This is a genomic window from Terrabacter sp. 01T434 (assembly GCF_056398545.1).
Window position 1 is genome coordinate 1 of record NZ_JBFTPP010000012.1, and the last position, 22,141, is coordinate 22,141.

The window sequence follows — 22,141 nt, forward strand, 5'->3', positions numbered from 1 at the left end:
GGCAGGTTGGTACGCGTGGAGCGGCCGTCGACGAGCACGTAGCCCGCGTCGTCGGTCTCGACGACGCCCGTGACGAGCTCGTTGCGGGGGTCGTGGCCGATCGCGACGAAGAGACCGGTGATCGCGAGCTCGCGGGTGTCGCCGGTGACGGTGTCGCGCAGCGTGACACCGCTGAGCTTGCCCTCGCCGTGGATCTCGGCGACCTCGGAGTTCCAGGCGAAGTGGATCTTGTCGTTGGCGTGGGCCCGGTCGGCCATGATCCTGCTGGCACGCAGCTCGTCGCGGCGGTGGATGATCGTCACGGTGCGGGCGAACTTCGTCAGGAAGGTCGCCTCCTCGATGGCGGAGTCGCCGCCGCCGACGACGGCGATGTCCTGGTCGCGGAAGAAGAAGCCGTCGCAGGTCGCGCACCACGAGACGCCGTGACCGGACAGCTCCTTCTCGCGGGGCAGGCCGAGCTCACGGTAGGCGGAGCCCATCGCGAGGATCACCGAGCGGGCCCGGTGGGCGGTGCCTTCGCCGTCGGTGACGGTCTTGACGTCGCCGGTCAGGTCCACCGCGGTGACGTCGTCGGTGACGAGCTCGGCGCCGAAGCGCTCGGCCTGGGCGCGCATCTCGTCCATGAGGTCGGGTCCCATGATGCCGTCCTTGAAGCCGGGGAAGTTCTCGACCTCGGTCGTGTTCATCAGCGCGCCCCCGGCGGTCACGGCGCCCTCGAAGACGAGGGGCGCGAGGTTCGCGCGGGCGGCGTAGACGGCCGCGGTGTAGCCCGCGGGGCCGGAGCCGATGATGATGACGTTGCGGACGGTGTCCGGACGGGACATGTGGGCTGCTCCTTGTGACGCTTCTCGTGTCGTGACCGTTCGACCAGCTCGGTGACCGGCAGGTGCCGGTGCTGCGCGCGGCCACGAGCCGCATAGGCCTCAACCGATCCTAGGTGGTCGTTGTTCCCACTCGGAGCAGCTCACGGCCGTCGGGCCTCACGGGACGGGGGTGGCGCCCTCGAGCACCCCGGGGGCGCCGGTCGTGCAGCTGCGCTCGACGGCCCAGGCGGTGCTGACGCCGGCACGGGTCACGACCACCACGACCGCGGGGTGTCCGTCGAAGGTCGCGAGATCGGCCGACACGGCCTCGGGCGCCGGGTCGGCGCCGTCACGGGCCCCGATCGCCCGCAGGCACGACTCGAGGCCCGTGGGGGTGGCGATGGGACCGACGGCCGGTGACTCGGCTGCCAGGTCGCCGATCGGCTGACCGGGGTGCTCGAGGAGCGTCCTCGCCTGCGCGGCGAGCCTGCCGGGGGAGTATGCCGTCGTGCTGAGCTGGATGTGCAGGCCGGACCGCGTGGCCGGTGGGCTGGACTGGGCACCTGATGGGGCACTCGACGGGCCGCTCGACGGCGACGCGCTGGCGCCGGAGTTGTAGGTGTCGCCGATGGCCGCCGCACCGTTCGGTCGCTTCGTCAGGTGCAGGGCTGAGGCGCCCACGGCGACGACGGCGACAGCCGCAGCGACCGCGGCGGCGAGGTAGATCGGCTTGGGTCGTCCGGCTCGCGATGGCATCGCGAGCACCGCGCCGCCGCCGCCGCCGGGGCCTGGGCCGCCGTCCGGCCCGTCAGGGCTGTGTTTCGAGCTGCCGGGCGCGAGCGGGCCGGGGTCCACGCGCAGCTGCGCGGCGTGCAGCAGGGCCCGCGAGATGCGCTCGCCCACCTCGGCGGGCATCGGACCGGGGTCGGGCGCGTCTGCCAGCAGCTCTCGCACCCGGGCATCGAGGTGCGCGTCGATGTGCGGCTCGGGGCCCTCGTCCTCGATCTCGTGACCGAGATCGGTGGCGGGCGGCGCGGTCGGGTCACGCGGTTCGGGGAGGTCGAGGGGTCGGTCGTGCTCAGGGGTGTTCGCGGACTCGTCCACCGATATGGTCCTTCGGGCAGAGCGTGCAGTGGTCGTACGGGCAGGCAGGGGTGTGCCGGTCGCCGCGGTTTCGACGGCCCCCTGTGGCCGTCGGGTTCCCCCGGATTCAACCATTGTTCGGCGGGGTCACCGCGCGGCCCCGGGCGGGGGACCCGCCCGGTCAGTCCTGCTCGACCGGTCGCACTCCGGGCGTCAGGCCCAGGTGCTGCGCCAGGGCGGCACGCCCCCGCGCGCAGCGGGACTTGATCGTGCCCTCGGCCACGCCGAGGATGACGGCGGCCTCGGCGACGGGCACCGCGTGCATGTCGACGAGGACGAGCGCGGCACGCTGGCCCTCGGGTAGCCGGGCGAGAGCCTCCTGGATGTCCAGGCGCACCTCGGTGGAGGCGTGGTGGTCGTGCCGGTCGGCGAGGTCGTACTCGAAGAGCTCGGTCGTCGGCCGGCGCCGGCGCAGCCGGTCGAGACAGGCGTTGACGACGATGCGGTGCAGCCACGTCGTGACGGCCGCCTCGCCCCGGAAGGAGTCGGCGCGGCGGAAGGCGGCGATGAAGCCGTCCTGGACGCAGTCGGCGGCGAGCTCGGGATCGCGGACGGTGCGCAGGGCGACAGCCCACATCCGGTCCTTGTGCCGGCGGAAGAGCTCGGCGAAGGCATGGTCGTCACCGTTGACGTGCAGTGCCAGCAGCTCCCGGTCGCTCAGGTCGGCGATCGGAGCGGCATCCCCCGAGCTCACGGTCAGCGCACTGTCACTTCACTGATCTGCGCGCGGTAGTGGTTCGCAGCCTCGGCGGGCGCCGCCTTGGTCACGAGGACGATGATCTTGCTGGCCGGCTTGAGCTGGCCGGTGGCCTTGATGACGACGGTGCCGTTGGCGTTGGTGGCCGAACCGATCTCCTGGGCGCCGTCGAGCGACTTGGTGGAGGCGGAGTCGGTGGCGTAGACCGTGACGTCCTGAGCGGCACCGAGGACGAGCTGGACCTCCTTCACGGCCGTGGGGGCGCTGAGGTCGAGCAGGACCCCGACACCGGCCTTCTTGCCGTTGAAGTTGTCGGAGCCGTACCAGCGCGACCGCCAGTCGGTGCCGGGGTTGCCGTCGAAGGTGAGCTTGACGTTCTGGTCGGTCTCGGTGCCGTCCTCGGGGTCGAAGCCCGTGCCCCCGACCACCGCGACCGGCGCCGCGGGAGGCGCCTGGGTCGTGGTCGTCGGGGCCGGCGTCGACGTGGTGGGCGGCTGGGTGGCACCCGGGCTGCGGGTCTGGGTCACGACGACCGGCGCCGCCGTGCCGTCGTGCTGCCCGATCTTCATGACGTTGCCCACCCCGATGAAGAGCGCCACGAGCACGAGGACGCCCACGATCGCGAGGGCGATGCGGGACTGGGTGCCGCTCGGGGCCTCCGGGACGTCGCGTCGCCCGAAGACCGGCACCGGCGGCTCGAGGCGTGCCGGGGGCGCGTCCTCGAGGGCGTCGACCAGCCCGATGCCGTCGTCGCCGAACGAGTCGTCGAACGTGTCGTCGAAGGTGTCGTCGAAGTCGTCGTCCACGTCGCCTTCGCGGGTGGCCCGACGCTCGGCGGCTCGCGCCGACGCCTTGTCGGCCGCGGCCCGGGCGAAGGAGCCGACCCGCTCCCCGATGGCGCCGGCCACCCCTGCAGCGGCAGCACCCGCCGCCGCGATGCCGGCCTGGAGGCGTTCCGCGGACGGCTGCGTCGGCTCCTGCTGACCGGACTGGCCCTCGGCGGGGCTGACGAACGACACCGTCTCGTTCTGACCCTCGTCGCCACTCGTGCCACCGACCTCGCCGGAGCGGAGGGCCCCTGCCGATCCTGCCGATCCTGCCGATCCAGCCGCTGCGGCAGCGCCCACGCCGAGACCCACGCCGGACCCTCCGCCGGCGGCCACCGACGGCATCACCCGCGTCGGGTCGAGGGACTCGGAGTCGTCACGGCCGCGCAGCCGCATGCCGGTCGCGCCGTCGGACGTCGCCTGCTCGGCGGGCCAGGGTGCGATCTGCAGCGCGAGGTCACCGGGTGAGATCGGGCCGCGGCGGCCGCTGCCGAGCGTCATGCGGCAGATGAGGTCGAGGTCGTTGGGCACGCCCACGGCGATCTCGGAGGGGGCGGCCACGCCGCCGACGATGGTGGGTGCGGCTTCGAGACCGACCGGCGCGCCGGCGGGGATCAGCCCGTCGTCGACGGCCACCATCGGCCAACGACCGGTGAGGCCGGCATACGCGATCTTGACGAGGCCGACGGCGTCGGCGCGGGAGGCGCGCTCGTCGGAGAGCCGGTCCGCGTCGGTCAGCGCGGCCTCGGTGGCCAGCCCACGGACCTTGACGGCGCCGTCGGGCATGCGCAGGACCGCGCTGGGCGTCAGGGCGAGGTGATGCAGACCGCGGTGGCTCGCCTTGTCGAGGGCCGTGGCGGCCTCACCGGTCAGGCGGCGCACCTCGTCGGCGGCGAGGCCGCCGCTCTGGAGCAGGTGCGAGAGAGGGACGGCTCCGGTGAGCGGCTCCTCGACGATGAAACCGACTCCCTGGTCGGTGCCGACGTCGAGCACCCGCACGAGGCGAAGGTCCTCGATGCCGGCGGCACGCCTGGCGGCGTCCAGCGCCGCCGCCGCCACTGATTCCGCGGCGGAGAAGCAGACGAGCACGACCTCGCGCTCGAGAGTGTGGTCGTTGGCGCGCCAGCGCTCGTGGTGCACGCCCTCTGAGGTGCGCAGCGTCACGGCATAGCGGCCACCGAGGACGGATCCCGGTCCGACTCCTTGCACCTGCGTCACCCTCCCCTCGTCCGGCCGTACCTGGAGGCGTGGCTCGGCATCATCCTAGGCGGGTCGGTCGGCATCCCGAGTGTCCGCACCGCCGAGAGACTCGTGTGCCGCGGTGAGTGCCTCGATGTCGGCGATCTCGTCGACGCGTGAGGTGCCCTTGAGGACGGCGCGAACGACACCGGCCAGCAGGACGAGGCCGACGAGGATCCCGCCGACCCAGTAGATGGCGCCGTCGAGCGGGTTGGCCGACACCGGGATCGTGGCCGGCGATCCGATCTGGGTGCCGTCGGCCGTCGTGAGGAAGGCGCGGATCTCGGCGCGGCCGGCGGCTACGGCGGCGACCTCCACGGGGACGTTCGTGCGGGACAGGGGTCCGATGGTCACCGGGCCGGGCTGCTCGACGACCCGGACGCGGGGGTTGTCCGGAACGAGTCGCAGGCGGATGTCCTGGATGGTGTAGTCGAGGCCGTTCTCGACGGTGATCCGCAGGGTGCCCTTCTCGGCGAGGAGGTTGATCGTGCTCGTGCGTGGCACGACGCGGATCGCGCTCGTCGCTGCCCGGATGTCCCTGGCCACCGAGGCGGAGAGGGTGGCCCACGAGCCGGGCTCGTAGCGCCATCGGGTGCTGGCGAGCTCGTCGAGCACCGCTCGGTAGGTGCGCTCGAACTCGGTGCCGTCCCGCAGCACCGAGGACACACTGAGCAGCGTGTCGCGCTGCTCGGCCATCTGGGCGAGGCGGCGCGCGGTGAGGACTGCCGGCGGCGCGGCGGACGCGACCGGGGTCGCCGGGGTGGCCTGCCCGACTGCCTGGTCGGTGCCGCTGTCGGAGAGCAGCGACGCTGCGTCGACGGGCTCGAGCCACGGGGCGCTCGACGTGGCGGCGAGGAACGTCGCGAGGGCGCCCCCGTCGGGGTCGTACGTGCGGGGGGCGGTGACGAGGACGGACCGGGGCGTGCCGGCCCGCTCCCCGAGGAGCACGAGCGTCTCCGCGAGGTAGCGCTGGGTCGACAGGACCGGGCTCGGGTCGGTGCGTGCCGGAAGGAGCGCCGACAGGCGGGGGTCGTACGCGAGCAGCCGCGTCCCGGCGGCCGCGACCCTCCGTGCGGTCGGGGTGTATGCCGTCGTCCTGGTCACCGCGGCGGCGTTGACGACGATGCCGGCCGGCTTCTTGACCGAGGTGCCGGACAGGAGGGTCTGGATGCCCTGTTCGCGACCTGCTGGCATCAGGCCGTCGACGGGCCAGACGATGTCGGCCCGGGCGGCTTGGCCGAGTCGCGTGGCCAGGGTGCTCGCGCGCGTCACGAGGTCGCGCACGAGCGAGTTCGAGGGGTCGACGGCAACGGTGGCGGCGACATCGGCGTCGGTGTACGGCAGCGCCCACACGCTGCGGCCCTGCAGCTGGGTCACGAGCTCGTCGCCGAGGCGCGCGATGGTGGCGGTGGCCTGGGACGGCGGGGTGCCCTGGGTCGTGGGAGTGGGCGTCGGAGCCGTCGGAGTCGTTGGTGTCGTGCCCGTGTCGGGGGTGCTGGGGGTGGCGGGGGTACCCGAGGCGGTGCCGCTCGGTGTCGGGGTGGCCCCGCCCGGAGCGGAACCGGCCCCGGAAGAGGACCCGGCAGCAAGATCCGGGCCGAGCACGGACGGGTCGACGGCGAGATCGACGTGCGCGCCACTGGTGCCGTCGAGGATGCGGGCCACGCGCGAGTCGGGTCCGATAGCTCGCTGCCAGGCGGACTCCCGGGTGGCGTCGTTGCGGGAGAAGAGGCCGACGTCCGGGTCGAGCGTCAGGGGCAGCACGGTGGCCACCTTGAGCGGGACGTACTCCTTGCGACCGTTCCAGGCGATGAAGGTCCGCGTCCGGCCGGTGGGCTCGGTCGCGCCCTGCTGGACCACGTCGACCGAGATCGGCACGGCGGCGAAGGCGTCGGCGGAGCGCAGCCGCCCCCACGGCACCGTGGTCGTGAACGGTCGGGTCTGGCCTGCCGGCACGGTCGGAACGGCCGTGGTGGCGACGGTGCGGCCCGAGGACGGCGTGCGGCCGGACGCCCAGTCGTCGAGTGCCGCGCGCTGGTTCACCGTCACGTCCCCGCGCACCACCTGCAGCTTTGGGCTGGAGAGCGGGCCGGTCAGCGGTGCCGTGACGGTGCCGGTGATCGTGACGTCCTTGCCCGGGCTCACCACGGCGGGCGACAGGGTGTCGAGGACGATGACGGCGACGTCCTTGACCGGCGTCACGGCGGGACGGTGCTCGAGCGCACGGGCGGACGTGCCGGCATACGTCGTCGGGACCCGGGACGAAGGAGCGGCGCTCGCGAGGGTGCCCCCGACCGAGAGCCCCACGGCGGCCAGCGTCGACGCGGTGGCGGCCAGGGTGCGCACGAGGCGGGTCGCGCGACGCCCGCTCGTGTCCGGACGCCGCGACCCTCGACGGATCACGCCGTCCCCGCCAGCCGGTTCCACGCCGCCTGCGCGATGCGGCGTTCGTTGGGGAACGTGAGTCTGCGGTGCACCTCGTCGAGCCTCATCCAGGCGACGTCGATCGCCTCGTGGTCCGGGTCGTTCTCGATGGAGAGCTCCCCGCCGGTGGCCTCGAGGAGGTAGTGGTGCACGAACTTGTGCACCCGTGTGCTCGACGTCGCGAACCAGTAGTCGATGGTGCCGAGCTCGATGAGCACGCGTCCGACGATGCCGGTCTCCTCGGCCACCTCGCGGGCGGCCGCCTCGACGAGCGTCTCACCGGGCTCGACGTGGCCCTTGGGCAGGCACCACTCGATGCGCCCGGCCCGGTTGCGCCGGGCGATGATCGCGATGAGCGCCAGACCCTCGCGGACGTCCACGACGATGCCCCCGGCCGACCGTTCCTCGACGGCGGGCAGACGCCTCCCCGGCAGGGGACTCGGGACGGGAAGCGCGCTCACATCGCCACCATAACCGGCGGAACCGTGGCACCTCCCGTCGTCGGGAGACGGCGACACGGGGTCACACGGGGGCCACACGGGGAGCACACGGGGACCACACGCGAACGCCAGGACGCGCCTGCACGCGGTCGGGGGGCTCGCCGGACGCTCACTAGGCTGGTCGCGTGCCTGACCGACCCGACACGCCCGCCCCCGACGGCCAGCAGCCTGCCGACGCCGGCCTGCCGCTCCTGCGCGCCGCCGTCGCCCGACTCGCCCCCGTCCTGCCCATGCTCACCGAGCTCGGCGAGCGGTTCGCCGGGGCCGGACACGATCTGGCACTGGTCGGCGGACCGGTCCGTGACGCGTTCCTCGGTCGGGTCTCGCCCGACCTCGACCTCACGTCCGACGCGCGGCCCGACGAGATCCTCGCGGTGGTCCGGGGCTGGGCCGACGCGCACTGGGACATCGGTCGCGAGTTCGGCACGATCGGCCTGCGCAAGGGCGCCCACGTCATCGAGATCACGACCTACCGCGCCGACACCTACGACCGCACGTCGCGCAAGCCCGAGGTCATGTTCGGCGACAGCCTCGAGGGTGACCTCGTGCGTCGGGACTTCACGGTCAACGCCATGGCGGTACGGCTGCCCACTCTCGAGTTCGTCGACGTCCACGGCGGGCTGCCCGACCTCGTGCAGCGCCGGCTCATGACGCCGGCCGCGCCCGAGGAGTCCTTCGCCGACGACCCGCTGCGGATGATGCGGGCGGCCCGTTTCGCCTCGCAGCTCGGCTTCGACGTGGCACCCGAGGTTCGTGCCGCCATGACGGAGCGCGCCGACACCCTCTCGATCGTCTCGGCCGAGCGCGTGCGCGACGAGTTCACCAAGCTGCTGCTGTCATCCCGCCCGAGGCTCGGACTGACGCTGCTCGTGGACACCGGTCTGGCCCAGGTGTTCCTCCCCGAGCTGCCGGCCCTGCGCCTCGAGCTCGATGAGCACCACCGGCACAAGGACGTCTACGACCACTCCCTGATCGTCCTCGAGCAGGCCATCGACCTCGAGGGCCCCGCCGACGGAGCGCCCGAGTCAGTGCCCGGTCCGGACCTCGTGCTGCGCCTAGCTGCGCTGCTCCACGACATCGGCAAGCCCGCCACCCGACGCTTCGAGGACGGTGGCGGCGTCTCGTTCCACCACCACGAGCTCGTCGGCGCCAAGCTCACGAGCAAGCGGCTCAAGGCGATGCGCTTCGACAAGGACACGACCAAGCAGGTCGCCCGACTCGTGGAGCTGCACCTGCGTTTCCACGGCTACGGCGACGGGCAGTGGACCGACTCCGCCGTGCGCCGCTACGTCACGGACGCCGGGCCGCTGCTGACCCGACTGCACCGCCTGACGCGCTCTGACTGCACGACGCGCAACGCGCGCAAGGCAGCACGCCTCTCCCAGGCCTACGACGACCTCGAGCGGCGCATCGACCGACTCGCCCAGGAGGAGGAGCTGGCCAGTGTGCGGCCGGAGCTCAACGGCAACGAGATCGCCGAGGCGCTGGGCATCCGACCGGGCCCGGTGCTGGGTGAGGCGTACGACTTCCTCCTGTCGGTCCGCCTCGACGACGGCCCCATCGGCAAGGACGCCGCCCGCGAGAAGCTCGAGGCCTGGTGGGCCGCGCGAGGGGCCACGGACTGACGTCCGCGGGTGTCGGTCTGGTCGGTGCGATGGGCAGTCCTCCCCATCGCGAGGCCCGGTGCGACCGTCGTACGCTCGGCAGCACTTCGTTCCCGTGCCACCACCTGCTCGAAAGGCACCACGACCGACCTGACACGGCACCGCGTGAATGATTGACTGACCGCGCCGTCCCCGACCCCTGCGGGAGCGACCGAAAGGAACGAGCCCATGAGCACCCTCGCCTACCCGAGCGCCGACTTCCCGGGGCAGCCGTCGGTGGCCCTCGAGGTTCCGGACGGATGGGAGCCCGCGCACGCACCGGGCACGACGATGGCCGCCCGGCTGCCGCGCGAAGGCGCGTTCGCCCCCAACGTCGTCGTCACCATCGAGGCGTGCGGGCCGGAGTTCAGGGTAGAGGACTCGCTCGAGCAGATCGCCTCCCTGGCGACCTCCCGGGGCGGCGTCTCGGAGCCGTATGCCGCGGACCTCGGCGGTGCCGCGTTCGTCGGGTGCGATGCGACCTGGCCGGACCCCGACGTCGAGACCGTGCTCCAGGCCAACCTCTTCCACCTCGTGAGCTCCGAGGCTCCCGACGTGGGCGCGCACCTCGTCCAGCTGACCGGTGCTGTCGGTGGGCCGGAGGCGGTCGCCGACTACGAGCTCATCCGTCAGGTCCTGACGACGGTCCGTGTCACCCCGTGGGGCGAGGCATGAGCAGCGGCCTTCCGGCGATCACCGTCGGTCTGGCGACCGACGTGGGACGTGTCCGCCAGCACAACGAGGACGCGGCACTCACGAGCGGGACCGTCTACGTCGTCGCCGACGGCATGGGAGGGCATGCCGCGGGCGAGGTCGCGAGCCGCATCGCGGCCGAGACCGTCGTCGAGCTCGCCGCGCGCCCGGTCGTCCACGTGGGTGACGTCGTCGCCCAGGTCGAGGAGGCCAACAGGCGCATCCTCGCCTCCGCCGCACGGCACCCCGAGCAGACCGGGATGGGAACGACCGTCGCCGGTCTGGCCCTCGTCTCCGTCGGCGGCTCGCGACACTGGGCCGTCTTCAACATCGGCGACTCACGCGTCTACCGCTGCCTCGACGGGCAGCTCTCCCAGGTCACCGTCGACCACTCGGAGGTGTGGGAGCTCGTCGAGCGGGGCCTCATCACGCCGGAACAGGCCCAGCGGCACCCCGGACGCAACGTCGTCACCCGCTCGCTCGGGCGCGACCCGATGGGTGTCGTCGACACGTGGGTCTTCCCGCCCTACCCGGGTGAGGTCTTCGTCATCTGCTCCGACGGCCTCTCCAACGAGCTTGCCCGCGAGGAGATGGAGGCCGTCCTCGCCGACCATCCCGACGCCGAGGAGGCGGCTGCCGAGCTCGTGCGACGCGGTGTCGCAGCAGGAGGACGGGACAACGTCACTGCTATCGTCGTCGCGGTGCAGGGGCAGGACGCCGACTCCGACGTCGACGAGGACACCACCCCGCGCGAGAACGTGAACGGCTCAGCAGGGGAGAGCAGGTCGTAGACGTGAGTGACCCGTCCGTGGTCGTCGAACGGGCCCCCGACGGGTGGACGCACATCGGGGGCCCCGGCATGCACCTGCTCATCGGCCTCGACGAGGACGACGAGCGCACGATCTCAGCGAGCGACGCCGCGGACGGTGGAGACATCGACGACGTCGTCGAGGTGCTGACCGCCGGTGGCATGCGCAAGGCCCACCACTTCGTCGGCGTCCACTGGAGGCCGCGCACCCGCATCGTCGCCTTCGGTCCTGTTGCGGCCGTCGTGACCCTGACCGACGGGACCGAGCACGACGTCCGCGCGACGAGCAGCAAGGTCTGGACCGACCTCGAGCTCCCGGAGCACCCCGATCGGGTGGTGCTGCGCGTCCTCGACGAGTCCGAGCGCTCCCAGCCGGCGCCGCCGCTGGCTTTCGTGACCGGCGCCCCGGCTCCCCAGCCCGTCTCGGACGCGTCGGCGGTGCAGCCCGCGGTCCGGACACCGACGCCTGAGACGCTTCCGGCCGTCGGTGACGCGCCGCGACCCGGGGTCATCCCGACCTTCAGCGCTGCGGTCCGGTCGCCCGAGGCACCCGACCGCACGGGCGAGGGTGCGAGCGGTTCGACCGGTGCGAGCGGATCGGACGGCTCGGGTCGGTCGCCGTGGGGTCGCAGCTGGGCCCGCCACGAGACCACGTCCGCGGCGAGTCCGCCTCAAGCCGACGGTCCCCCACCGGCGCCCGCAGCGCCCACGCCCGAACCACACCGATCCGTCGAGCCGACACCGCCCGCCGTCCCCGCAGCCGGGAAGCCGGCCCTGCGTGCATGGACCTCGGTCACCCCACCAGCCCCCGTCCGAGCCCCGGCGCCCGGCGCCCCCACCGATGCCGCGTCCGCGCCGGTGGCCGACGACCTGCCCGTCGTCGTTCCGCGGGACGTCGACTCGACCTGGGCCGCGCGCCCGCTTCTGGAGCCTGACGCGGCGACGTCCTCCCCAGCACCAGCAGCACCGGCACCGTCGACCGCCCTTCCCGACCGACCGGCCGGGACGACGGCGCCTCGTCTGCCGGACGACGGGGATGACGTGCACGACGGACAACGGCCGGCGCTGCCCAGCTACGACTACCTCTTCGGCCACACGACGACGGCCGACGAGCACCGCAAGGCGCTCGCCCAGCTGACCCAGACCGACGACGAGGACGGCGGATCCGACGAGGACGAGCCACTCGCGGTGCCCACGGTCAACGACCTGCTCGACGTTCCGGTCACGAACGCCGCCCCCGTCCCCGAGGTGCCGCCGCGGCCCATCCCGTCCGCGCCACAGGTCCCCCCGGTCGCAGAGCTGTCCGAGGGCGGTCTCATCTCGTCCGTCCCATGGGCCAGCCCTGCGCCGAAAGCGTCCCAGCCGGCCCCGGAGCCGGAGGTGCCGACCTTCTCCGGACGGCACACGCCGCCCCCCGCCCCGAGCCTGCTGCCCCCGACGATCACTCCGCCTCCGGGTGTCCGTGCCCCCGAGGCCACTCCGCTGATCGCGACCGGACCGCCGCCCGCGACCGCCAGCCCGGCACCCAGCCCGGCACCCAGCCCGGCACCCAGCCCGCCCGCGCCCCCGTCCGCGCCCCCGTCCGCGCCCTCGTCCGCGCCCTCGTCCGCGCCCTCGTCCGCGCCCCTGGCATACGCCCCAACGGGCCAGCCGACCACGGAGCCGACCTTCGACGTGCCCATCTCGATGCCGGTCGCGTCCGCGCCCACCGGTGACGTCGAGACGTTCGACGACGACGAGACGGAGCTGACCGTCGACCGCAGCGCGCTGCTCGAGGCCCGCAACGCCGCGCAGAACCAGACCATCTCCGGACCGAGCGTGCTCGCCGTCCTCTGCGCGGCCGGTCACCCGACGCCGCCGCACAGCGACCGGTGCCGGGTGTGCGGCTCGAGCATCCCGCCACAGGAGCCGTTCACGATGCCGCGACCGCCCCTCGGGGTGCTGAGGCTCTCGACCGGCGATGTGGTCACGCTCGACCGCAGCGTCCTGCTCGGCCGCGCCCCCAAGCTCGGCGACGGGCTGGCCGCCCACGACCGCCCGCACGTCGTCAAGGTGCCGAGCCCCGAGCGGGACGTCTCCCGCAACCACGTCGAGGTCATCCTCGAGGGCTGGCACGTCCTCATCCGCGATCTCGGCACGACGAACGGCACCACGGTGAGCCTGCCGGGCGAGAGTCCGGTTCGCCTGCGCGCCAACGACCAGCAGGTCCTCGAGCCGGGGTCGTACGTGTCCATGGCCGACGAGGTCTCGTTCACCTTCGAGGCCGCGACGTGAAGAAGGGTGCGCCCCCGAAGATCCCGGGGCTCGTCTTCGTCCAGCCGCTCGGCTCCGGCGGCTACGCCGACGTCTTCCTCTACGAGCAGCAGAGCCCGCGCATGCCGGTCGCGGTGAAGGTGCTCAAGTCCGAGGGGCTGACCGACGCGCTGCGCCAGCAGTTCGTCGACGAGGCCGACACGATGGCCGCCCTCGGCGACCACCCCTACATCGTGCAGGTCTTCCGGTCCGGCACCTCCGACGACGGTCGCCCGTACCTCGTCATGAAGTACTACCCGCCGCCGAACCTCGCGATGCGGGCGCGCGCCGAGCGCTTCTCCGTCGAGGACGTGCTGCGCACCGGCATCCAGCTCTCGAGTGCCGTCGAGACGGCGCACCGCGCCCACATCACGCACCGCGACATCAAGCCGGCCAACGTGCTCATCAGCGCCTACGGCGCCCCCGGGCTGACCGACTTCGGCATCGCGGGTCGCGGCGCGCGCGAGGGTGACGCCCCGCCCGAGGCCACCGACGACATCGGCGTCTCGGTCCCCTGGGCAGCGCCGGAGGTCCTCTACGGCCAGAGCAACGGCGACGAGCGCTCCGACGTCTACTCCCTCGCGGCCACGTTGTGGCAGCTGCTCGTCGGCCGCTCCCCGTTCGAGGTGCCCGGCGGCGACAACTCGGCGTATGCGTTGATGCCGCGGATCCGCAGCACCGCACCACCGGCCACCGGGCGCCAATACGTCCCGGCGGGGCTCGAGCGCCTGCTGGCGCAGGCCATGGCCAAGGACCCCGCGCACCGACCGGCGTCGGCACTCGAGTTCGCCCGCGCCCTCCAGGCCGTCGAGCAGCAGCAGCGGTTGGGTCGCACGCCCATCGTCGTGCTCGACGAGCAGGGCCACACGACCCTGGTCAGCCAGACGCAAGGCTCACCGACGGGCCGTGGCGGGGACGACGAGGACCGCACCCGCATCAAGGCCCCGCAGACCGTCGTCGCGCAGCCGGTCGGCCCCTCGCCGACGACGGCCGACGGCGAGACCCGTCGTCGCTCGGAAGCCGGCGGTCAGCGCTGGTCACCGGCCCCGATGCCCAGCCCGAGTCGTGCGGCGGCGGCAGCACCCGTGCGTCCCGCCGCCGCCACCGACCCGGTGACGAGCCAGACCGCGCCGCTCGGCTCCGACTCCTCGGAGGAGGCGACGGTCCGTCGGGCTGCGAGCACCGCCGATGTGCAGGCGCTTCCGGCTCCGGTTCCGGCGTCGCCCTCACTGCTGGCCAAGCCCACGGTCCTGGTGGGACTCGTGGCCTGCGTGGTCGTGCTCGTCGGTCTCGTGGTCTTCCTCGTCGTGCGCCCCGGGTCGGACGACCCGACACCAGCCAAGCCCAAGCCGAGCGCCACGGTCTCGATGCCGGGTGACGACAGTGCGATCGGCGATGGTGTCTTCGACAAGCCGACGGTCTCGGCGAGGTCGGGCACGGGCAACGTCAGTTTCACGTGGAACTACCCGCAGCCCACCAAGAAGGACACCTTCCAGGTGTCCTACGGCCCCACCCCGTCCGATGCGGGGAACCCGGACCGCGCCAAGATCGTCTCGGTCGCGACGAGGAGCTACACGGTCAAGGCGGCCAAGGGCACCAAGGTGTGTGCGACCGTCGTCGTGGCTCGCCTGGGCCAGACCTCACCGGGCTCTGACGTCCAGTGCGAAACGGCGCAGTGAGGCGCGCAGACCCGGACCATCACCACGGCGCACCGACCGCCGACGACTGCCTGAGTACGTCAGCGGGTGGACACCGGTCGGTTGGGGCGGCACTCTCAGGACAGACACTGCCAAACCACCACAAGCTTCCGTAACGACGCGGGTTGCCCATCGTTGACAGCGGGGGCCGACGCGCGAGCGTGCCGACAGGGATTAGGGGACCTGATCGTGATCCACAGCAAGGTGACCGTCGTGTTCTGCGGCGAGGAGTACTCCGTGTCGCCGGAGACCGGCCTGACCATCGGTCGCACCGGTGACGTCGAGGTGGACGACAACCCCTACCTGCACCGCACCTTCCTCGTCGTCTCGTTCGAGAACGGCTTCTGGTGGATCAGCAACACCGGGTCGACGTTGACGGCGACGGTCGCCGACGAGCAGGGCCTGTTCCAGGCATGGCTCAACCCGGGCGCGAAGATCCCGCTCGCGATGAGGAAGCTCATCGTCTGGTTCACGGCCGGCCCGACGACCTACGACTTCGAGATCCACGTGGCGAGCCCCGCCTTCCGGTCCGTGACCGCCGACGCGCCCGCCGACGGTTCCGCCGACACGGACGACGAGGTCGGCGCGGCCACCGTCGGACGCGTGTCGTTCACCCCCGACCAGAAGCTGCTCGTCGTGGCGCTCTGCGAGCCGTTCCTGCGGCGCCGTGAAGCGGGTACGAACCAGATCCCCTCCTCGGCCGCCGCCGCTGAACGGCTCGGCTGGACCCTCACTCGTTTCAACCGCAAGCTCGACAACGTCTGCCAGAAGCTCGCCGATGCCGGCACGCGCGGCCTGCACGGCGGCGTCGGCAAGCTTGCGACCAACCGCAAGGCGCGGCTCGTGGAGCACGCCCTCTCGACCAAGCTCGTCACGGAGAGCGACCTCGCCCTCCTCGACGGGGCGGTCACCACCGACACCACGCCCGATGAAGAGAACAGGGTCGACGACCGCCTGGCCGTCGCCGAACAGGGGAACGCATGAGCACCGCCGCCACCAAGCGACGGGTCGGGGTCATCTCCACCGTCGTCGTCGCCCTCCTCGCGAGCCTGCTCGTCTGGATGGCCTCCCGCAGCGAGGGTGAGATCGTCCGCAAGGCCGACCTCAACGACGGCGGCATCTGGGTGACCAACGCCGAGCAGGCCCGCTTCGGGCGCATCAACAAGCCGGCCGGTCAGCTCGACGCGGGCGTGCTGTCGGACGGCTCGACCGGGTCGGGCCTCGACGTCTTCCAGGACGGCGGGGCGATCGTCGGCTACTCCAAGGCGAGCAACCAGATCGTCCCGATCAACCCGGCCGAGGGCACTCTTGCTCCGGAGCAGTCGATCGTCGTGCCGAAGCCCAGCACGGCCACCGGCAACCGCGTCTTCACCGCTCCCCTCGTCGACGTGCGCGGCGAGACCATCGCCATGATCGACCCGGCCAAGGGCGAGGTGCGTGCGCAGCACGTCGACAACCGCTCGGGCATCGCCGGCCTCGACGGCCTCCAGACCCAGGCCAAGCCGCTCGCCAAGGTCGGCGGCAACGCCGCGGTCGCCGTCGGGGTCGATGGCACGGTGTATGCCGTGTCCGCCGAGCTGGGCACGATCACCGTCCTGCGCCCCTCGGGGGACGGGTTCGCCGCACCGGTCACGACGAAGCTCGGCTTCACGTCCAAGTCGGCACAGGTCACGGCCGTCGGCGCCCACTGGGTCGTCTGGGACTCCAGCACCGGCAAGCTCTACTCCGACGCACTCTCGGAGCCCCAGCAGCTCACGGTCGGCAACGCCGAGCCCGGCAACCCGGCCTTTGCCGCGCTGCAGCAGCCCGGCCCCGACGCGGGCTCGGTCCTCATCCAGGACGAGTCCCAGCTGACCCAGGTCTCCCTGACCGGCGGCAGCCCGACCTCGGGCGGGGTGAAGCTGAGCCAGGCCGCGCCCGGGCAGCGGCTGTTCCTCTCCGCCCCGGTCCGCCTCGCGAACTGCGTCCACGCAGCGTGGGCCGGCGCCTCGAACGTCTACTACGGCCGCAACTGCGGCTCACCCACCGACGCCGCCACGGTGGACCTCGGGGCGATGAAGAAGGGCGTGCGCACCGACGGCGTGAAGCTGCGCGTCAACCGCGGCCTCATCGTCCTCAACGACCTCGACTCCGGCGACGTCTGGGACATCGACCGCAACAAGGTCAAGATCGACAACTGGAACTCGGTCATCCCGCCGCCGCAGACCGACAACAAGAACAAGAAGAAGGACGAGAACCTCGTCGACGACCAGGTGAGCCGCACGCCCCCGAAGGCGCAGCCGGACAACCTGCAGGTCCGTCCGGGCCGCACCTCGACGCTGCACGTCCTCGACAACGACTCGGACTCGCAGGGCTCGATCCTCGCCATCTCGCCCGGTGACGTCAGCCAGCCGGCGACGCCGGGCATCTCGACGAGCGCGTCCGCCGACGGGCAGACCGTCCAGGTCACGGTCCCCGAGGAGGCCAGCGGCACGTTCTCGTTCGACTACACCGTCAACAACGGCACGACGGCCAAGAACGGCCGGGCCACCGCCAAGGTCACCGTCCGCATCGTCGGGTCCGAGACCAACACGGCGCCGAAGCTGCGCGCGGGTCAGGCGAAGCTGGCGCAGGCGAAGTACCCCGTCGTCGCCGGAGGCTCCGTGCGCGTCGGTGTCGTCGCCGACTGGCGCGACGCCGAGAACGACCCGATCCAGGTCTCGGCCATGGACCCGACCACCACCGGGGTCGACGGCTCCGGTGCCCTGACCGTCAAGGCGCAGGTCAACAAGGGGGACCAGGTCGTCCAGTACCAGGTCGACGACGGCCGGGGCGGCACGCAGCAGGCGTCCGTCACCCTCGACGTGCTGAGCGAGCAGGACAGCAAGGCGGTCCCGCCGAAGACCCAGCCGGACGTCCTGCGAGCCGTCGTCGGCAAGCCGGTCCAGCTCCAGCCGCTCGGCAACGACATCGCCGGCGCCGACCCGACCGACCCCCAGGCCCGCATGCGCCTCGCGCAGGCCGTCAAGGGCCCGGGCCAGCTCACGCTCGACACCAACCTCGACACCAACGTCCTCACCGTGACGGGCCAGACGCCCGGCACCTCGACGGTCACGTATGCCGCGCAGGTGGGTTCGGGGGTCAGCGTGGGCCGCATCCGCGTCGACATCATGCCCAACCCCTCGGTCGACCTGCCGCCCGTCGCGACGCCTGACGCGGCCGTGCTGCGTGGGCAGACGCCGGTCATCGCCGACGTGCTCTCCAACGACTACAGCCCGCGCAGCGACGTGCTCGTCGTCCAGCGTGTCGTCACGGGCGACGCGTGGCTGCGCGTCTCGGTCGTGCAGGGGCGGTGGGTCCGCGCCGAGGCGACGGCGCCGCTCGACGGTGACAGGCCCCGTCGGGGCACCGTGAGCTACACGATCAGCGACGGCACGAAGACCGCGGTCGGCCAGCTCTCCGTCGTCCAGAAGCCGGAGCCCCGGGAGAAGGTCCTGCCGACGGTCGTCGACGACGTGGCGACGGTCCGGGTCGGTGACGCCGTCACGATTCCGGCCCTCGACAACGACTCGATGAGCGAGGGCATCCCGCTCAAGCTGGACCCGGCCGGCGTCAAGGTCCTCTCGGGCGGCGGCCAGGCCTTCGCCTCCGGGACCGTCGTGCGCTACGTCCCGGACCAGGAGCCGCTCAAGGGCCCGAAGGCGGCGATCCTCGAGTACGCCACCTACCCGGAGGGCCTGCGCGCCCGGGCCGTGACCGGTCGCATCAACGTGACCATCAACCCGCTCCCCGACGCCGTGAAGTACCCGAACCAGCCGCCGTCGGCGCGCAGCTTCTCGGCGAGCGTCACGGCCGGTGACACCCTGGCCATCACGGTCCCCACGAGTGGCGTCGACCCCGACGGGGACCTCACCTTCGTCAGCGGCATCGTCGGGGAGGACGGCAAGGCCGTCGACCTCAAGCTGGGCCGGGTGCTCGGCTTCGGCGCGGCGACGATCCGCTACGAGGCCTATCCGCGCAGCGCCGGCACCGAGGTGATCCGCTACCAGCTGCGCGACCGCTTCGGGCTGACGAGCGAGGGCTTCGTGCGCGTCGGCGTGGTCCAGCCCGGCGACCCGCAGCCGCCCGTGGCGGTCGAGGACGACGTCGTCGCCGCGCCCGGCCGCACCGTGCACGCCGACGTGCTCTCCAACGACCTCATCGCCGCCGGTGACTCCGTCTCCTTCGTCGACCTGTCGACGCTCAACGACGCCGACGTGCTCAAGGACTTCCAGCGGCAGAAGGACGACAGCTTCAAGGTCGTCGCTCCCGAGGACGGCCCGGCGAAGGTGCTCACCTACGGCATCACGGACGGCCTCTTCGACCCGTCGAAGTCGAGGCTGACGGTGCGCGGCCAGAAGGACTTCAACAACCCGCCGATCGCGGTCGACGACACCGGCATCGCCAAGCCGGGCGAGACCTCGATCCTCGTCGACGCGCTCGCCAACGACCGTGACCTCGACGGCGACCAGGCGAGCCTCAAGATCACGAAGTTCATCGGCGACGGCGTCGTGCGGGAGGGCCGCAAGCTGCGCATCCAGCTGCGACCGCAGGCGCGCGTCGTCCCCTACGTCATCGAGGACGCGGACGGCGCGGCGGCCATGGCGCTCATCTACGTCCCGGCCGGCGCCAACGGCGTCCCCTACGTCGTGGACGGCAAGACCATCAAGATGGGTGCCGACTCGACCGTCAAGGTCTCGCTCGGCGACTACGTCAGCGACCCGCGTGGCGGCAAGGTCACGCTGACCTCGCCCGACACCCTGTCGACCTCTCCCGAGGAGGACCTCCAGTCCGAGGCCGGATCGGGCACCGAGATCACCCTGACGTCCACCAACGGCTACGTCGGACCCGCGGCCGTGATGCTCGAGGTGACCAACGCGACGGGACCCGCGGACAAGGCCGCCCAGACGGCATACGTCACGATCCCGGTCCAGATCGGCGCGGACGTGCCGGTGCTGCGCTGCCCCGACCACGAGGTGCAGCTCGTCGCCGACGGCCCGGCCCGCTCGTTCGACATCCCGCGCCTGTGCCACGCGTGGCTGCCGACCGGACTGGACGCCGGCAGCGCGCAGTACGAGGCGGCCTGGGACCCGGCCATCGACCGGGTCGACCTGAGCCAGGCCGGTGCCGGTGGGCGTCAGGTGGTCCTCAAGGCGCAGGCTGCCGCCAAGGAGGGCGCGACGGGCGCCGTCACCGTCAGGGCCAAGGGCGGCGCCGACTCCTTCAAGATCAAGGTCAGAGTCATCAGCTCGCCGCCGATCGCCACCCTGCGTCCGGTGCGCATCGAGGGCCTCATCGCCGGCACGAGCCGCACCGTCAACCTCGCGCAGTACCTCGACAGCCCCCTGACCGCGCCGAAATGCTCGGTGCAGGGGTCGCAGGTGAGGTCCGGCACCGGCGTCAGTGCCTCAGCCAGCGGCTGCCAGCTCACCGTCACGGCCTCCGACAAGGCGCGCGGCGACGCGAGCATCGCCGTGCAGGTCATCGACGCGCCGGGACGCCCCGCGGCGCTGGGCGAGGTCAGCGTCAGTGTCCGGAGCAAGCCCGACCCGGCAGCTGCACCGGTCGCGGTGGCCGACCGGATCCTCGGGAGCAGCGCGCGCGTCGACTTCCGGCCGCCGGCCTACGACGGCGGTCTCCCGATCCAGGGCTACGAGGTCACGGCGATCGGACCCGGCGGTGGCGCCAAGGCCTGCTCGTCGTCGCCGTGCACCGTCACCGGCCTGACGAACGGTCAGGACTACTCGTTCACGGTCCGCAGCCGCAACCCGGTCGGCTGGTCCGACCCGAGCCCGCCGAGCAACACGGTGCGTCCCGACACCAAGCCCAAGGCGACGTCGATCAGTGACATCACCCCGGGCGACCGCAAGCTCACGGTGAGCTGGACCGAGCCGCCCAACGAGGGCAGCAAGGTGGTGAAGTACCGCGTCCAGTGGGTCAACATCGGCGGCAGCGCCGGTGCCACGGGGCAGGCGGAGGTCGTGGCCCCCGGCCTGACCAAGGTCGTCACCGGCCTGATCAACGACGACGCCTACAACGTGCGGGTGCAGGCCTACAACGAGGCCGGCTGGGGGCCCTTCGGGCCCGACGTCAGGGCCCAGTCGTTCGGCAAGCCGGCCGCGGTGCCGGCGCCGACGTTGAGTCCTCGGTCGCCGGTCCCCGGCGAGACCAACGCCCAGGTGTCGATCTCCTGGCCCTCGACCGACCCCAACGGCCCGGCCATCACGAAGTACGACGTGTTCCGGCGCACCGGAGGCGGGGCATGGAACCTCATCGCGACGCGGTCGGGCGGTGACTCCCGGGTCGCGAGCGACACGGTGCCCTACCAGGGCCAGACGGTGGACTACGTCGTGACGGCCACCAACGGCGGTCCGGCGACGTCCGACAAGGCCAACTACCGGAGCTACACGGCCAACGGCTACCCCGACAAGCCGGCCATCACCCGTGCCGTCACGCCCCGTGACGACAAGACCGCCGACATCAGCTACACGGTCGGAGCCGCGCACGCGGGCGGTGGCCAGCGGGTCACGTACTCGACCTCCAGCGGGGCCCGTGGCAGCTTCAGCTGTGCGTCCGGGTCGTGCACGCAGACCACCGGCGCGCTTCCGGTCGGGTCGCAGACGATCACGGTGACGACCTGCAACAGCGCCAACCTCTGCCAGACCTCCGGCGGGGCGTCCATCTCGCCGTACGGCTCGACCCAGGGCGTGCCCAACCTCCACGTCTCGAGCAAGGACGGCAACAGCATCACCTTCAGCTGGGGGACCACGGCCAGCAACGGTCGGCCGATCACCGGCTACGAGATCAACGGTGACCGCAACCAGACCGTCGGGGCGGGCACGCACTCGACGACCTTCAACAACCTCGGCTACTCGACGTCGAGAACCATCCGGGTGCGCGCCATCGCCCAGGACTCCGGGCCCGGACCGTGGACGGCCAACGTGACCGGCACGACCGACCCGAAGCCGCCACCCCCGGCGCTGTCGATCAGCGTGCAGCGCGGCGGACAGTGCGCGCCGACCTGTACGCCCGCGCAGGGCTGCACGACCCAGAACTGCCAGTGGGTCACCTACACCCTGGGCAACTTCGTCGCTCCGATCAGCTGCTCCGTCTCGGGTTGGTCCCAGCCCGACGACGGCACGGGCGGCTCCCACGAGCCGACGAACGGCTTCAACCAGTCGCACAAGTTCTACGGGTTCCCCCAAGGATCAGTGACAGTCACCTGCCGCGGCGCCGACGGGAGACAGAAGGGCGACACCAAGAACCCGTGGGGCGGCTGACGGACCGCCCAGGGACGACCCACGGACCGCGCGCCGCGGCGGGAGCCAGCCCAGCGGCATACGCACGCATCGACCAG

At 72.3% G+C, this 22,141-nt stretch carries 13 protein-coding genes; 7 read left to right on the forward strand and 6 right to left on the reverse strand.

All coding sequences use genetic code 11. The features are described 5' to 3' along the window. The 6 genes from AC1DIW_RS20180 to AC1DIW_RS20205 all read right to left on the reverse strand — a co-directional run. On the reverse strand, positions 1-824 hold an 824-nt coding region (locus AC1DIW_RS20180), incomplete at its 3' end, for an NAD(P)/FAD-dependent oxidoreductase (protein ID WP_478110450.1). 156 nt (positions 825-980) lie between these two features. Beyond that, entirely contained in the window at positions 981-1,907 is a 927-nt protein-coding gene (locus tag AC1DIW_RS20185; protein ID WP_478110452.1) for a hypothetical protein, read from the reverse strand. A 160-nt stretch (positions 1,908-2,067) separates the two neighbouring features. Further along, positions 2,068-2,640, reverse strand: coding sequence for an RNA polymerase sigma factor SigM (gene sigM, locus AC1DIW_RS20190; protein WP_442280914.1), 573 nt, complete (start codon positions 2,638-2,640; stop codon positions 2,068-2,070). A 2-nt stretch (positions 2,641-2,642) separates the two neighbouring features. After that, entirely contained in the window at positions 2,643-4,688 is a 2,046-nt protein-coding gene (locus AC1DIW_RS20195) for a protein kinase family protein (protein ID WP_478110455.1), read from the reverse strand. A 45-nt stretch (positions 4,689-4,733) separates the two neighbouring features. Then, complete coding sequence (locus AC1DIW_RS20200; RefSeq protein ID WP_478110457.1) at positions 4,734-7,112, reverse strand: DUF6049 family protein; 2,379 nt, start codon at positions 7,110-7,112, stop codon at positions 4,734-4,736. After that, positions 7,109-7,594: an NUDIX hydrolase gene (locus AC1DIW_RS20205; RefSeq protein ID WP_442280911.1), complete on the reverse strand. Its 486-nt coding sequence runs from the start codon at positions 7,592-7,594 to the stop codon at positions 7,109-7,111. Before AC1DIW_RS20205 ends, AC1DIW_RS20200 begins: the two co-directional genes overlap by 4 nt. A gap of 164 nt (positions 7,595-7,758) precedes the next feature. Here AC1DIW_RS20205 and AC1DIW_RS20210 point away from each other — a divergent pair, with 164 nt between their 5' ends. The 7 genes from AC1DIW_RS20210 to AC1DIW_RS20240 all read left to right on the forward strand — a co-directional run bounded on the left by AC1DIW_RS20210 (position 7,759) and on the right by AC1DIW_RS20240 (position 22,064). Then, positions 7,759-9,258, forward strand: a complete 1,500-nt coding sequence (locus AC1DIW_RS20210; RefSeq protein WP_478110459.1) for a CCA tRNA nucleotidyltransferase — start codon at positions 7,759-7,761, stop codon at positions 9,256-9,258. Between the two features lie 207 nt (positions 9,259-9,465). Then, positions 9,466-9,951 (forward strand): hypothetical protein, encoded by a 486-nt coding sequence (locus tag AC1DIW_RS20215; RefSeq protein ID WP_478110460.1) that lies wholly within the window; start codon positions 9,466-9,468, stop codon positions 9,949-9,951. Then, positions 9,948-10,760, forward strand: a complete 813-nt coding sequence (locus AC1DIW_RS20220; protein WP_478110462.1) for a PP2C family protein-serine/threonine phosphatase — start codon at positions 9,948-9,950, stop codon at positions 10,758-10,760. The genes AC1DIW_RS20215 and AC1DIW_RS20220 overlap by 4 nt, the downstream gene beginning before the upstream one ends. A 2-nt stretch (positions 10,761-10,762) precedes the next feature. Beyond that, positions 10,763-13,051, forward strand: a complete 2,289-nt coding sequence (locus AC1DIW_RS20225; protein WP_478110464.1) for an FHA domain-containing protein — start codon at positions 10,763-10,765, stop codon at positions 13,049-13,051. Beyond that, entirely contained in the window at positions 13,048-14,748 is a 1,701-nt protein-coding gene (locus AC1DIW_RS20230; protein WP_478110466.1) for a serine/threonine-protein kinase, read from the forward strand. Before AC1DIW_RS20225 ends, AC1DIW_RS20230 begins: the two co-directional genes overlap by 4 nt. Before the next feature lie 207 nt (positions 14,749-14,955). After that, positions 14,956-15,750, forward strand: a complete 795-nt coding sequence (locus tag AC1DIW_RS20235) for a hypothetical protein (protein ID WP_478110468.1) — start codon at positions 14,956-14,958, stop codon at positions 15,748-15,750. After that, the gene (locus AC1DIW_RS20240) at positions 15,747-22,064 is read left to right on the forward strand and encodes an Ig-like domain-containing protein (protein WP_478110470.1); all 6,318 of its coding nucleotides are present in this window, start codon (positions 15,747-15,749) and stop codon (positions 22,062-22,064) included. Before AC1DIW_RS20235 ends, AC1DIW_RS20240 begins: the two co-directional genes overlap by 4 nt. The last annotated feature ends 77 nt before the right edge of the window (positions 22,065-22,141 follow it).